The sequence below is a fragment of the Vibrio sp. Vb339 genome (assembly GCF_902751245.1).
GTDB classification, from domain to species: Bacteria; Pseudomonadota; Gammaproteobacteria; order Enterobacterales; family Vibrionaceae; genus Vibrio; species Vibrio coralliirubri.
In genome coordinates this window covers 371,536-386,959 of sequence record NZ_CADDIS010000001.1, presented here as the reverse complement: position 1 = coordinate 386,959, position 15,424 = coordinate 371,536, and the positions used below count along the sequence as shown (strand labels likewise).

Here is a 15,424-nt window from a genome sequence, read left to right as displayed (position 1 = left end):
AAAATGGTAGATATCGAACCTTAGATGATTCGTGTCGACCTACTAGTTATTCAGAGAGTGAAGGCTTGGAATACTTCTTTTGAAACTCACTCGGCGTCATCTGAGTATGATTTTTAAAGTACTTAACGAAATTACTGGCGTCTTCAAACCCAAAATCCAACGCCATTTTCTGAGACGTAATATTGGTTACCACCAGCTGACGCTTCATTTCTAAAACGGTAAAAGAATCGATGATCTGCTTAGCAGTTAACCCCGTTGCGACTTTGCATACTTGGTTCAACGTCTTGTAGGTGGTGTTAATTTGATTGGCGTACCAGTTTGCATCTCGCACACGCAGGTAGTTGTTTTGAAGAAGCTCAAAGTAGCGGGCAAACTTAATGTTCTGCTGCAAGCTCAAGGTGTCTTGCTTCACTTCTGGTCGCAGGCGATGAAGAATCAGAGCTAGTGCGGAGAACAAGTACATCACAATCAAGGGATCGGATTCTGGCTGATTCAGCTCCGTCATAATTTGCTGAATAATACTTTGCGTCCGCTCTTGGTGGGACTCGTCTAGTGACAACAGTGCCGAGTGCGCCTTGTTCAAATGAGTAGGTGTGTAGTTTGGCAACTTCATATTAGCGTGAACGCTGTCTAAGAACGCTTGAGTAAACAAAACCGCAGTGCCTTGTGGCTTGTTACTAAAATCAAAGGCGTGCACCTGCTCTCTTTGAATGAACAACACGCTCCCTTGGTTAAAAGGGTAGTCCTCAAAGTCGACCATGTGCGTGCCTGAGCCTTGCTCGATAAACAGAATCAGGAAGAAGCTGACACGATGTGGCAATTGAGGATCGTGGTTAATATTGCTTTCTGAATAGAGCCGAGACAAGGGCACAAACTCCAGCTCAGCTTGCGCCGTTTTCTCGTGGTTAAAGCCAATATTCGGGATTACTTGAGGCACTATTAACTTCCTATTCATTTACTCAACGACTCTTAGCAAGAGTAATGTATCGCAATGGGAACGGAAATGCTCTGAGCCTAGAAGTATGACTTAGCCAGCGTCACCAACAAGGTAAACATGCTCAATACACTCAACTTGCCAGACGCAACACAAGGTCAAAGCATTTAGATATAGGCAAAAAAATAGAGCCACCGAAGTGACTCTATTATTTTTAGTTCATGTTCTTTGCTAATTCACGTCTGTTTTACAATGTAAATTAGTCTAGCTCAACGAGGTTCTTCTCGAACTCAGCGTGTTGCTTCTTAACTTCGTCTTCAGGCTCGCCCGTAATTAGACTCACGATAACGATAGAAAGAGTCGATAGGATGATTCCCGGTACGATTTCGTACACATCGAACCAACCGCCCGTGAACTGTTTCCAAAGTACAATCGTCACACCACCAACCACGATACCCGCTAGAGCGCCGTTACGGTTCATACGAGACCAGTACAGGCTCAATACGATAGCTGGGCCGAATGCAGCACCAAAACCAGCCCATGCGTAAGACACAAGGCCAAGTACTGAACTGTCTGGCGTCATCGCTAGTACAAGTGCAATCAAAGAGATTAGGATAACCGCGAAACGGCCTACACGAACAATCTCTTCTGACGTAGCGTCTTTCTTCAGAACTTGCTTATACAGGTCTTCTGCCATTGCAGATGAAGAAACAAGAAGTTGTGAATCCGCAGTACTCATGATTGCCGCTAAGATCGCCGCCAGTAGGATACCTGCGATTACTGGGTGGAACATCGCGTTCACAAGAAGCATGAAGATCTTCTCGCCATCGTCTAGCTTAGGTGCGCCAGAGTTCGTCACGTAGATTAGACCAACCAGACCAACCAGCATTGCACCAATCATAGACAGTGCAGTCCATACCACGGCGATACGACGCGCGGTTGTTAGGTCTTTATTGCTACGCGTTGCTTTGAAACGAGCAAGGATATGTGGCTGACCGAAGTAACCTAGACCCCATGCTGCTAGCGAGATGATCGCGATAGCAGAAAGAGGCTCACCTTTCGCATCATTCCATAGCGTGAGTAGCTCTGGGTTGATGTTGTGAAGGTCAGTCGATAGCTGGCCAAGGCCGCCGTTCATTGCTGCGATTGGTACAATCAATAGCGCAGCGGACATTAGTAGGCCTTGAACCAAGTCAGTCCAAGATACCGCTAGGAAACCACCAAACAGGGTGTACGAAACCACACATACGGTACCGATGATTACCGCCGTTGTGTAATCTAGGCCAAATACCGTTTCAAACAATTTACCACCTGCTACCAAGCCTGAGCTTGTGTAGAAAAGGAAGAATAAAAGGATAAAGAAAGCAGAAATTGTTTGGATCAGCTTAGAGTTATCGTTGAAGCGACGAGATAGGAACTCAGGCAGCGTCAGTGATTCAGTTGTAATACTGTAAGTACGTAGGCGTTTAGCACTGATTAACCAGTTTGCCCAAGTACCAACCAGTAGGCCACCAGCAAGCCAGAATGCCTCAAAGCCAGCAGCGTAAGCGTAACCAGGCAGGCCAAGTAGCAACCAACCACTCATGTCTGATGCACCAGCAGAAAGTGCAGCAGGCCATGGGCCTAACGAACGACCACCTAGGAAGTAGTCAGTTGAGTTAGATGTACGTTTGTAAGCAATAACACCGATCGCTAGCATCATAATTAGATACGCAATGAACGTCGTCGTTATTGCAAAACTGTTTTCTATCATTTGATAGTCCTCATTTTGTAGAAAGCCTTCCATGCCTAATTCAATGCAAGACACTCACCGTAAAGGCAAGCGAGTGCATTGAGTTAGGTATTCAGGCTCCAAAGCACTAAGGGTTGAATCCAAAAATGGAGAAACCAAAAAATGGAAACAACCAAAGGAGCTTAGAGCCAATTTTACTGAAGGTTAGTGAGCTTCGCTTCCAAGTTCGAGCAAGGTCGCGTTACCGCCCACGGCTGTTATATTTATAGTTCGCGTACGCTCGGTAATGAAGCGCAGCGATAGGTGTGGATCATTAGCAACATTCATTGTCGCCAGATCCGTTTCAGCCACTAAACCGACGATTGCACCGTCACGCTTAGCAAGCTGTAAATTGATAGCTTGTGCCGTTTGTGAATTACCCACGTAACCTGCACTTCGCACATCGCAAGACAGCAGCTGTTGAGCAGCGTCGTACGATGAAACCTGTACTAAGTTGGTTGGTAGATTCGCTTGTTTTGCAGCATCAGCAATTAAGGTGTTGAACTGCACGTCATCACTGCACAATTGAACGCTGTTACCTGCCAATAGTGCTGCAGTAATCATCGCTGTTGCAGTTTGCAGTGCCGGCACCTTCTCTTCGCAATCATCAACAATCACCAAAGCTACACCGCGGCCAGCGGCATACAGCTCATTGGTTTCGCCCGTAGGACCCACCATTAGATGATGCTCAGAAAGCAGCGCAGACGCTTGCTCTAGATGATAAGTCGCCACCGCAGCCAAAGGCGCAGATTGGCTTTCGATCTCTGATTTAAATGAAAGTACCTGAGCACTCTTATGATCAAAGTCGGTAAGATTCCATTGTTCCCACGCTAACAAAGCATCAGAAAAACCTGTCACTTGATGAACCATGATACTGCTCCTTATGCCTTGTCTTGTGATTGAGAAAAATGAACATCAGTAAAGCGGTATAGGTAGTGAGGACCACCCGCTTTAGGGCCAGTACCCGACAAACCTTGACCGCCGAATGGTTGAACACCAACAACAGCGCCCACTTGGTCACGGTTGATGTAGCAGTTACCCACACGAATGTGTTTCTCGATCCAACGGTAAGTTGTTTCGTTACGGCTGTGGATACCCATAGTTAGGCCAAAACCAGTTTGGTTAATTTGGTCTACTACTTGTGTCAACTCACTCGCTTTGAAGCGAACGATGTGCAGCACAGGGCCAAACTGTTCTTCTTTCAAGCAGCTGATGTCATCGATTTCAAACGCACTTGGTGGAACAAAGTCACCATGTTCACAATCCGTACCTAGAGAAAGTTGAGCCACCTTCTTCTGGGTATTGGTCATGTTTTCTAAGTGTGCCAACAACTTCTGTTTCGCGTTTTGGTCGATCACAGGGCCCACATCGGTTTTATGAAGGTGTGGAATGCCAACACTCAGCTCATCCATTGCACCGTGAATCAATGCAATCACACGGTCTGCGATGTCTTCTTGGATGTAAAGCACACGCAGTGCAGAACAACGTTGACCTGCTGAAGCGAATGCCGAACGAATAACATCACGGACTACCTGTTCAGGCAGTGCGGTACTGTCGACGATCATCGCATTCTGACCACCGGTTTCCGCGATAAACGGAACAGGCTTAGCGTTACGACTCGCCAATGACACGTTGATACGTTGTGCTGTTGGTGTTGAACCCGTAAAGGCAACGCCCGCAATCGCATCATGACTGGTGAGTGCACTGCCGATCTCAGCGCCACGACCCGGTAATAACTGAATCGTGCCAGCAGGGAAACCCGCTTCATTCATCAGTTCCACTGCGCGAGCTGCAATTAAGCTTGTTTGTTCGGCAGGTTTCGCCACAACCGTGTTACCCGCAACCAAAGCTGCTGTAATTTGGCCAAGGAAGATAGCTAGAGGGAAGTTCCAAGGGCTGATACAAACGAACACACCACGACCTTGTCGAGAAGCGATTCGTGTTTGACCATCAAAACCTTTTAGTTCGAAACCTTGTAGGTTATCCGCTTGTTTTGCGTAGTAACGACAGAAGTCGACGGCTTCACGCACTTCATCAACGCTGTCGTGAATCGTCTTACCTGCTTCTTGATGACAAATTGCCACCAGCTCAGCAAGGTTGTCTTCCATCAGGTCAGCCAGCTTATCAAGCGCTGCCGCTTTGGTTTCAACTGAAGTTGCGTTCCAATCAGCAAATGCTGCATCTGCGCCAGTGATCGCTGCGGAAACATGATCAAGGTTAGCGAAAGCCACCTGACCGACATTAATACGACGATCATAAGGTGCAGTCACTTGCTCAACATTCTGATCAGCCTTGATCATGCTTTCGGCAAGAGATTCACCGTTGATCACAGGGCCCGCAGTCCATTGGTTGTTTAAGAAGCCTTTTACTTGCTCTTCAAACTGATGCGCTTCGCTTTCAATATCAATGTTCACACCGTATGAGTTTTTACGCTCAGGGAATACCGCTGGAGGCAGAGGAATCTTAGTATTGTGCAGCGTATCGAATGCAAGAAGCATATCGACAGGGTGTTGGGTCAGCTCTGCCACAGGGCAACGAGCATCAACTAGACGGTGTACAAACGAGCTGTTTGCACCGTTCTCTAGCAAGCGACGTACTAGGTATGGCAGTAGATCTTTGTGGCTGCCAACTGGTGCGTAGATACGTACTGACTGTTGGTAAGCTTCCATCGCATGGTTGTAAAGTGAGTCACCCATACCGTGTAAGCGTTGGAATTCAAAGTCTTTATGCTCGGTCATTACTGCAATAGCAGAAACCGTATGAGCATTGTGGCTCGCAAACTGCGGGAAGATATTGCCACGAACACTTGGGCTCAATAGGTAACGCGCACATGCAAGGTAAGCTACGTCTGTCGCTTCTTTACGTGTGTAAACTGGGTAATCAGTAAAGCCCGCTTGTTGCGACCATTTGATTTCGCTGTCCCAGTAAGCGCCTTTCACTAAGCGAAGCGGGATCAAATCACCCTGCTCTTTCGCTAGGCGGTTTAGCCATACTAGAACCGGAAGTGCACGCTTTGAGTAAGCTTGAATAACCAGACCAAATTTACCCCAACCTTTTACTAGATCAGTGCGGTACAGTTTTTCGAATAATTTAAGAGAAAGCTCTAGGCGATCCGCTTCTTCCGCATCAATCGTAATTGCAACATCAAGCTCGACTGCACGGCGCAATAGCTGTTCTAGCGTGTCGCAAAGTTCCGTCAATACGCGGTCTTCGTTCGCCACTTCATAACGGGGGTGAAGCGCAGAAAGCTTGATAGAAACAGACGGTGCTGGGCTAGATTTTGAAGAGACGTATGTGTCTCGACCTACGGCTTCAATCGCCATTAGGTAATCTTTGAAGTATTTGTTTGCATCAGCAGTGGTCAGTGCCGCTTCACCTAGCATGTCGTATGAGTAGGTAAAACCTTTATCACGCATAGACTTACCGTTCTTTTGCGCTTCAGCAATGCTGCGGCCAAGAACGAATTGGTGACCCATCACCTTCATTGCTTGGTGCATCGCTTTACGAATTACCGGCTCAGAAAGCTTGTTCACTAAACGGTTAACCGCTTGACCTGCACTCTGCTCTTTAGATGAAAGCCCAACCACCTTACCCGTTAGCATTAAGCCCCAAGTGGATGCGTTAACAAACACTGAATCAGAATTCTTTAGGTGAGATTTCCAATCCGCAACGCTGAGTTTGTCGCGAATCAATGCATCAGCGGTTGCTGAATCAGGAATACGCATCAAGGCTTCCGCCAGACACATCAACAAGATGCCCTCTTGAGTATCTAAGCTGTATTCAAGCAACAGTGCATCGATCATCTGGATAGAAGTCTTATCCGCACGGATAGCTTCGATCAATGAGGTCGTTTTCTCTGAAATTTGCTGCTTTTCTGACTCAGAAGGGGTAGCTAGCGGCAGAAGTTGCTCTAGCCATTGGGTTTCATCCACCATATATAATGGTGAGATAAGCGACCATAGATCAGTAAGCGACTGCTCATTGAATTCTGGCTTTAACACATCAGTAGCTGTAAACATGCGTTTTCCTTAATCTCACACCCGGAATTAGCCCGGGGATCTCTACAATGGCTGCAGTGTATTTAGAGTATATAAGGATTACTTGTCAAAAACTCCGAGTTTTTTGCTAAAAACTCGCTTTATTAACAAAACAAACACAACGTCACATATGAAACTTTAAAATAATATGCCGTTTTGTTTCACTATTTAACAGAAATTTTCTTTTTGTATTGGGATGGAGACATGCCTTGAAGGCGTGAAAAGGTGTGAGTAAAAGAGGATTGACCGGAGAAACCAGCCAGTTCTGCGACCTGACCAAGGCTAAGATTACCTTGTTCAATTAAGCGGCGAGAGCGATCGATACGCTTACCAAGTACATACTGGTGAGGGGTAATGCCCATTTGCTCTTTGAACAGCATATGGAACTGGCTTTCTCCCAAGAACACGCTGCCCGCAAGCTGAGCGACGGAGATCTTATTCGCGAGGTGTTGTTCGATGTAGCGATCCAGTGCTTCAAGATCAAAACGCGAGTCTTTAATTGAGGTTTCAAATGCCGAGATGTGCCTTTGCATCAGAGCGATCACCGTGTCATTGCAGGCACGGCTTAACAATAGATCATCCGGGCTCGCCTGCATTTCTTGCACCAACATATGGATAAGCTTTTGAATTTGCGCGTCTAATTGAAAGTAGACGTTCGATGATTCTAACTGGTTAATCTTCTCTAACATTAGAGGGTCATCATCGGTTGGCACTGGCATGTTAAGCACTAGGATATCCGACTGACCGACCACCCCACCGAAAGCATGATCAGAGCTTGCCGTTACCACACAACCTTGACCCGGCCCGATAAGATTACCCTTACCGCAAACTTCAAATTCTGCCTGACCATTTAAACCAATCACGACCTGCGAATAGTGGTGATCGTGACAATCCATATGCGAAGGCAAAGTAATGATCTCCGCAGGGCGAGGGCCAGTAAGGCCTAGCGGGGACAAGTCTAGGTTTGGAAAGCGTAAAGGTTTTGGCATGACAGCAAAATACTCAGATCGACATAGTAAGAATAATACTCTGAAATCCGCATAAGATGAATTTGTAAATGATCATGAGAGTCACTTCCTCACCTTAAACAGAAGATCATTACCGCGATCGTCTTGATCATGCCTCCGGAAAGATGATCAAGAGTGTACAAACTACGGGCATTGTAAAACCAATCGTTCCGGCGAGTTTAGGGGCTTCACAAGCAATCACACAAGCACGAAAAACCATGTGGTCAATAAATGCTTCTTCACGCCAACATAATGAATAAGTTTTCTTATATAGCTCAAATAATTGACTATAAACCTGTAAAAAGTGTATCCGAAGTACCGAAACTTGGCTTTTGAGTAGATTGGATAGCAATAAAACGGTATAAAGACGGGTACTGTGTTAATTGCTAATAACTAGTGACTCACAACTAGGAAGTAGACACTTTATTAACGAGCCAATTTTCAATCTACAAGTTGCAGGGACCTATGACTAACTTTCGAATTTCAGCGCTTTTACTTGCGCTATCCCCACTTTGGGTATCTGCATCGGTATCCGCTGAAGAACTGAATCAAGTCGATCCCGTTTCAGCTATCGATGCAAAGCTAACAGAGAAAAACTCAGATATTGAGCGTATTTCAGCAACCAAAGTATCGGCGACTGAAAACCTAAAACAACTTCAAAACAAGAACAGCAAGTTGTTACGCGAAGGTGAAGAACTTAAGGCAAAACGTAACAGAGCCAAGTCTGTACTCGACAAACAGTACAGTCGCTTACTTGAAGATCCAGAAACGGATTTAGTCTCTTTCCAGAAAAGTTACCAAGATGCTTGGGCTGCGGTTAAAGAGAACCAATCGTCTCAACTAGATAACGAACAAGCGATCAACGAGAGCGAAATTCATCTTTCTCAAATCAAGCAAAAGCAAGCTCGCCTGAATAATGAGCTGGCAAACTTGAGAGAATCAAAAGTTGAAGCTCGCGTAAAACGTATCGCAACAGAACTGCGTGAAAGTGCGGTACTTGAAACCAGCTACACCACCACATGTTCATCAACAATGACACTGGGTGAGTGTACTGCACAGGGTAAACACCTGACCAATCAAAAAGCTGTGCAAACGTTCAAGAGCCAATTACTTGAGCAGCTCACAGAAAGCACACTTGCGAAGCAAAACTTACAAGGTGTTCAGCTGAATATCCATGTTCAAGACAGCCAAGCGATCAAGAGCGGCTTCTCTGGTAACAACTCTTACTTCATGCAGATGCAAGCTCAACTTCAAGCAAAACCTGAAGCAGTTGCAGCGTGTAACCTATTGAATGTTTCGACTCGCTACTGTTTAACAGGCAGTGACGCAGCAGTCGTTAAGAAGAGTGACAAACAGTGGGCTAACGTGACGGTACGTTCTGATCAGTACAACGACTCAGTAACCATCAACGGCATTAAGTATGGCAGCACCCCTCTTGAGGTTGCGCTACCAAGTGGTCGTCACCAAGTAACCATTTCAAAACAAGGTTACGAGTCTTATAACCGCACAGTTACCATCAACGGCAGCGACACGATTTGGGTTAAGCTTCTTCCTAGCAAAGAAAGCTAAACACCCTTTCTACATAGAGCTGAGCCAATTCAAAACGCTTAGCTCTATATCAGATAGCCGTGCCTATTTCACAAAGCTGAATGAACACTCGCCATTTTGTTGATAGTTATAAACTGTATGATCGTTACAAACTTGTATGGTCGTTATAACCTTATTTTATCGTTATAAACAGTAGCTGCAGACGAAATGGCGTTCTCGTTTAGAATATTCGATTAACCTAAATTACGATTGAAGTAGCCCATCATGCGCCAAGGTCTTCCTACTCTATTATTTGCACTTGCTCCCTGCTTAATGACGCCAGCTGTTTTTGCTGAGGCAACACCACCAGCGATCGCGTCATCTGTCACCGACATTGAAAGCTCACTTTTCGAAAAGCATACCGACTTAACGGCTGTTGAGAAGAAATTGGCTGACAAACAAAATGAAGTCGACAATCAGGCGCAGCAAACGGCACGTCTAGCTGAGTTATCAGCTCAAGCAGAGCAAACACTCGCAAAAGCGAAAGCCAGCCTAGAGCAAGATTACACGCGCATGATTGATGAGCCCGATTTCGATATCTCGCTTGCTCAAAACCGCTTCCAAGACGCTTGGAAAACCGTAAAAGAGGGCAAGCTTGCGATTTCAGACTCAGAACAGAAGCAGCAAGGCTTAGTGATGGAGCTTGAGGCTATTCAAGCTGAGAAAGCCGCGGCAGAAGCTTCAATCGCAAACCTGAACCAAGACAAGCTAAGAGCAAGAGCTGAGCGACTAAGAAACGAGATCACTCAGACGGAAGAGCAAACCGTTAGCTTTACCAACCGTTGCAGCAGCGATATGACACTGGCGCAATGTTCAGACCAAACGGTGACATTGGCACTTCAAAAAGCGGTAAAACAGTTCCAGCATAGCCTAGTGGACAACGCGACTGAATCGAAAACAGTGAAAGAGCACCTTGCGTCTGCTTCGCTGAACATTCACGTTCTGCAACACAAAGTGAAATCCTCTGGCTTCTCTGAAGATAACCGTTACCGAGCGGTGATTGCGGCGAACCTAGAAACTCGTCCAGATAAGAACACCCCTTGTCGCCTACTTGGTATTCAGTCATCAAACTGTTTCTCTCAAAGCGAGCAACAAGCCAACGACCAACCAAAAGAAGTCGCTTGGGTTAACTTGGTGGTTCGTTCAAATCAATACAACGACAATGTCTCTATCAACGGCGTAAACTATGGCAGTACACCGGTTGAAGTGATGTTACCGACAGGCCAACACATGGTCACGATCGAAAAAGAAGGCTACCTTTCTTTCCATCAAGAGCTGAAGATAGCCCGCGATCACAACCTACGAGCCGTATTGCAAGCCAAACAGAATTCATTGAATGTCGGCACCAAGTTTGCTGATCCGATGGGTAACGACATTCAGAGCCCTGAAATGATTGTCGTCGGCTCGGGTCGCTACCTACTGGGTGAAAATAACGCACAACAAGTGACGATCAAACAGCCGTTTGCATTAGCAGCAACACCAACCCGTGTTCAAGACTTCAAAGCATTCGTAAAAAACACAGGCTACCAAACAGACGCTGAGCTGATGAACACCTGCGATACGTTCGTCAATGCAGAGATCACAACCGTTTCAGACAAAGACTGGCAGAACCCAGGCTTTAAGCAAGCTAATAACTCACCAGTAGTTTGTGTTAGCCAAAACGATGCCAAAGCTTATACACGTTGGTTATCTAAAAACACCGGCTTCACTTACCGCTTGCCAACACCACAAGAGTGGGAAGCTGCAGCAAGAGCTGGCCAAGACACCAACTTCTGGTGGGGCAATGAATTCCGTTCAGGCAAAGCCAACACAGGTTGGGCGGGTACACCTTGGTCAAACGTTAGCACATCTCCAGTTAAGTCATTCCTACCAACGCCAACAGGCTTCTACGACATGGTGGGTAATGTATGGGAATGGACAACCGTTCAGAAAGGCCTAGCGAAGGGTGGCGCGTGGAGCTTCTCTCCTGAAGAGGCAAAGGTGTTCAACGAACTGTACGTACCGCCTTCAACGGCAGCGAACTATCTAGGATTCCGAGTAGTACGAGAGCTGTAGGCTCCCTGTCACAGGCTCAGAATGCCAAATATTTACTCTAGGTTCTCAATTATCACATTGAGCAGCATTTATAGGGGAATTCCCCCCTTATGCATAAGCACTCCTAGGAGTAGATTCGTCGATAGAGTAGTAAGTCACTCTGGGTATCAAATTGATGCCTCAGTTTAATTTACCTGACCCTCGTAAATTAGACTGAAAATCTTCTACATGTCGACAAGGCATATCTTGTCTTTAGCCAGCCCCTCTTCAGGCTGGCTTTTTTTTGCCTGATTATCACCCTTTATGCCCATCGATTCTCCGTGATTGACACAGTTAAACAGCAGTCCGTTTAACTGTCAGTCACCCCTTATTTTTCGTACTCTAATTGCCATTGCAGCGCTATAAGAAACTGATATCATTGCCATACCTCAGCTTACGAGATAAAACCTTGCCAGATCCACTCAACTCCATACATCGTTCTTTATTCGAACAACTTCCAGGCTGCTGGGGCTGCAAAGATACTGACTCGGTCTTCGTGTACGCCAACCTTGCTTACAACCAATTGATTGGCTTAAAACCCAATGAGACTTGCACTGGCTTGACCGACTTCGACATGCCCAGTCAAACCACGGAGTGCGCACAAGATTTCAGGGCTCAAGATAAACATGTGATGGATACACGCAGTACCCTTAAGATTCTCGATATTCACCCCTATCCAGACGGACGCTGGCACGCCCATATCTTTACCAAAACCCCTTGGCTTGATGATGACGACAACGTCCAAGGCACCATCTTCTATGGCCAAGAGCTTACCGATACCGCGATCTTAGAGGTTGGTCATTGGGTTTGTCAGGCCACAGGAACAAAAGGCGATCAGGCATCGCTTGCGGGGTCAGAGCCGCGCGTGTCTAAACTGCAAAAACGGCTGACTTCAAGAGAATCAGAGGTGCTATTCTTACTGCTTTTCGGCAAGAAACCACAGTACATCGCGTCGACGTTAAACATTTCAATCAAAACGGTCGAAGGTCATGTCGCCAGATTGAAACAGAAGTTTGATGCACGCAGTAAAAGCCAATTGATTGAGTATGCGTTGGATTCAGGATTGGGCTCAGTGATCCCAGAAACTCTGCTCAAAAAACAGATCTCCGTTGTTCTGCACAGTGACTGATTGACTGTTCAGCTGAAAATCCAGACAAAAAAATGCCGTTGATCAGTCTAATCAACGGCACTTTTGGATTTGTTAAGCAGCTAAGCGATCAAAAAGCCTAAGGCGCTAGGCGATCAATATCCCAGCTGTTGTCTTGGCGAGAGAACAAGAAACGGTCGTGCAAGCGGTGTTCACCACCTTGCCAGAACTCAATGCTATCCACACGAACTCGGAAACCACCCCAGAAAGAAGGCACAGGAATCTCTCCTTTGGCAAACTTCTGTTTAAGCTCTAGATACTTACCTTCTAAAATCCCACGTGCTGAGATGCGGCTACTCTGCTTACTTGCAATCGCGGCCAATTGGCTCTCTTTTGGACGTGACGAGAAGTACTTCATATTTTCCATAGCGGTCAGCTTTTCAGCCGTGCCCGTAATATGAACTTGTCGCTCGAGTGGATGCCAAGGGAAGTGCAAACTGATTTTGCTGTTGTGCTCAAGCTGGTGCGCTTTACGGCTACCTAAGTTGGTGTAAAAAACGAACCCGTCTTTATCAACATTCTTCAGCAGAACAATGCGTTGGAATGGCTGACCATTTTCATCAACCGTAGCAACTGTCATGGCAGTAGGGTCCGTCAACTTCGCTTCAATGGCTTGCTCTAGCCATAGATTGAATTGCTCAATCGGGTCTGCGGCCAAGTCTTTGCGTCTCAATCCACCCTTAGCGTATTCGCGACGAATATCTGTCAGTTCCATTTGGTTGCTCCTTTCAATTTTTTTGTGATTTTGCGCCGTAATCCTTTGAAACACAAGTCTAAGCCATGGTTTTGTCTCACAGAAGGTGCTCTGTGTTAACAAGATCTCGGTACTATCTCCATCATATTGATAATCTTTATACAAACCGATGACAAGTTGAGATCCGAGTGACCAAAATACTGCCTAACCTAATGACGCCCTTTGTTTTATTCTCATTGTTATTGGGAGCTGCAGGGCTGACCGCAACCCACTTTATGGCAGTGCAATTCCAAGAAAAAATCGTCACTCAGCAACTCGATGAAGCGGCGAATAAAGCGAATCTACAAATCGATTCTGAACTGGATAAATTCAAACAGATCCCGGATTTGCTCAGCCATGACCCGCGCTTGCTCTCTTATTTTGACTCATCACCACAAGCAGACAAGATTTCCGCTGCGCAGCTCAATCAATTGCTGTTTGAATGGTCGAATCAAAGCCAAGCCGACACCATCTATATTCACGACCCGAGCGGTACTGTGGTCGCTTCCAGTAATTACCAAAAGCCTCGTACCTTTGTCGGTGAGAACTTCTCGTTTCGTCCCTACTTTGCTTCTGCCATTAAAGGTAACAACACACAATATGTCGCGCTAGGTGCTCGCTCGAACGTACGCGGTTATTTTCTATCTTCACCTCTGTATATCGACAAGGAAATTGTGGGCGTTATCACCGTAAAAGTGAGTTTAGAGAACCTCGAAAACATCCTGACCAGCGAAGACTTTGAGATCGTAGTACTCGACTCTAACCAAGTGGTCTTTCTATCAAGCCAAGCTCCATGGCTTTATCATTCATTGTTGCCATTAACGCAGCAACAACAAATGGATATCGCACTTCAACGCCAATACGGTCAAAGCGAAATTTCGATCATCGAAGCCTTTCGTTCTTCAAGCTCTCAGTCAGAAGCTAGCAACGCCAATCAATCTAGCAACCTTCAATCCAATGAAATCCGAAAAGAGCTCACCGCCAACCAGTTATTCAAGCTTGGTGCTTTTAATCTTTACCCCGCTACCATCAGCAACAATCAGTACCAAGTGGTCGCACTAAAAGAGACCAGAGCTGAACTTATTAAAATCTTGCAGATCGATGTCATCTTCGTGGTGATTTACAGCTTGGTGATGCTCATCGCTTGGTCGTGGCGCCAGACTTATCTCGCGAAAGTGGCGTTGACCCGACTCAACCAAAACCTAGAGCAAACCGTTGATAAACGTACCCACTACTTGAAGCAATCCAATCAACAGCTGCAACAAACCCTTTTTCAATACCAAGAGTCGCAGTCCAAGTTGAAGCAGACAGAACAAGAGCTGACACAAACCGCGAAATTAGCGGTACTCGGCGAGCTGTCAGCCAGCATTAACCACGAAATCAACCAACCGCTTGCAGCGTTGCGAACCTACAGTGAGAACAGCTTAAAACTGCTTGAAATGGAACGAACCGATTTAGTGAAAAGCAATCTTGAGAAAATGATTGGCCTCAACAACACCATTACCGACATCATCGCGCGACTCAAAGTCTTTACTCGCAAGGTCACTAAACAAGAACATCATGTGGCGAACCTGCATCAAGCGGTCAACAACGCCACCAGTATTCTCAGTGCGCTGATGATCAAGCAAGGCATTACGCTAAGGCTAAGCACGGTGCCAGATGACATCAATATTGCGATTCATCCAACCGAACTCGAGCAAGTACTGGTGAATCTGATTCACAACGCGACTCAAGCGCTGCAACAACATGCTCTTGAACAGAAAATCTTGCAGGAGCAACAAAACCTGGAAAGCGTTGACCAACAGGCTAGCCCACAGATAGGCATCGAATGGCAACTGCATCACAACTCTTGTCAGCTGATCATTTGGGATAACGGAATTGGCATGCCGGATGACAAACTAGAACAGCTATTCGACCCGTTTTTCACCACCAAACCGGAAGGTTTAGGGCTAGGGCTTTCAATATCGAAACGGATTATTGAAGCGTATCACGGCACGATCAGCGCGAACCGGTTAGAGCCTTCAGGCATGGTATTCTCGCTAAGCATCCCGTTATATAACGATAAAGGCTAACACGCCGTTGTTATCGCTGATTAGAAAACGAATTTCACATACAGCTAAGGACTCGACTTTTGC

General features: G+C 46.1%; 10 protein-coding genes. 4 read left to right on the top strand and 6 right to left on the bottom strand.

All coding sequences use genetic code 11. From position 1 onward, the window contains the following. Positions 1–46 precede the first annotated feature (46 nt). The 5 genes from HRQ85_RS01745 to HRQ85_RS01725 form a co-directional block, all read right to left on the bottom strand. A complete protein-coding gene (locus tag HRQ85_RS01745; protein WP_172378507.1) occupies positions 47–937 on the bottom strand; it encodes a helix-turn-helix domain-containing protein in 891 nt (296 codons plus the stop codon). 256 nt (positions 938–1,193) lie between these two features. After that, entirely contained in the window at positions 1,194–2,720 is a 1,527-nt protein-coding gene (putP, locus tag HRQ85_RS01740; RefSeq protein ID WP_170930181.1) for a sodium/proline symporter PutP, read from the bottom strand. A gap of 150 nt (positions 2,721–2,870) precedes the next feature. Next, entirely contained in the window at positions 2,871–3,575 is a 705-nt protein-coding gene (locus HRQ85_RS01735; protein WP_172378506.1) for a 1-pyrroline-5-carboxylate dehydrogenase, read from the bottom strand. Between the two features lie 11 nt (positions 3,576–3,586). After that, entirely contained in the window at positions 3,587–6,724 is a 3,138-nt protein-coding gene (gene putA / locus HRQ85_RS01730; protein WP_172378505.1) for a bifunctional proline dehydrogenase/L-glutamate gamma-semialdehyde dehydrogenase PutA, read from the bottom strand. 182 nt (positions 6,725–6,906) lie between these two features. Then, positions 6,907–7,731, bottom strand: coding sequence for an AraC family transcriptional regulator (locus tag HRQ85_RS01725; protein WP_172378504.1), 825 nt, complete (start codon positions 7,729–7,731; stop codon positions 6,907–6,909). A gap of 483 nt (positions 7,732–8,214) precedes the next feature. Between HRQ85_RS01725 and HRQ85_RS01720 the strand changes: the two genes are divergently transcribed. The 3 genes from HRQ85_RS01720 to HRQ85_RS01710 all read left to right on the top strand — a co-directional run bounded on the left by HRQ85_RS01720 (position 8,215) and on the right by HRQ85_RS01710 (position 12,538). Further along, positions 8,215–9,318, top strand: coding sequence for a PEGA domain-containing protein (locus HRQ85_RS01720; RefSeq protein WP_017065149.1), 1,104 nt, complete (start codon positions 8,215–8,217; stop codon positions 9,316–9,318). Between the two features lie 243 nt (positions 9,319–9,561). Beyond that, complete coding sequence (locus tag HRQ85_RS01715) at positions 9,562–11,391, top strand: SUMF1/EgtB/PvdO family nonheme iron enzyme (RefSeq protein WP_172378503.1); 1,830 nt, start codon at positions 9,562–9,564, stop codon at positions 11,389–11,391. A gap of 364 nt (positions 11,392–11,755) precedes the next feature. Beyond that, a complete protein-coding gene (locus HRQ85_RS01710; protein WP_032547136.1) occupies positions 11,756–12,538 on the top strand; it encodes a helix-turn-helix transcriptional regulator in 783 nt (260 codons plus the stop codon). Positions 12,539–12,635: 97 nt separating this feature from the next. Here HRQ85_RS01710 and pdxH read toward each other — a convergent pair whose 3' ends face one another. Then, the gene (pdxH, locus tag HRQ85_RS01705) at positions 12,636–13,271 is read right to left on the bottom strand and encodes a pyridoxamine 5'-phosphate oxidase (RefSeq protein ID WP_017061203.1); all 636 of its coding nucleotides are present in this window, start codon (positions 13,269–13,271) and stop codon (positions 12,636–12,638) included. A gap of 167 nt (positions 13,272–13,438) precedes the next feature. Here pdxH and HRQ85_RS01700 point away from each other — a divergent pair, with 167 nt between their 5' ends. Then, positions 13,439–15,361 carry a sensor histidine kinase gene (locus HRQ85_RS01700; RefSeq protein WP_172378502.1) on the top strand — a complete coding sequence of 641 codons (1,923 nt, stop codon included), beginning with the start codon at positions 13,439–13,441 and terminating at the stop codon, positions 15,359–15,361. Positions 15,362–15,424: the final 63 nt, after the last annotated feature.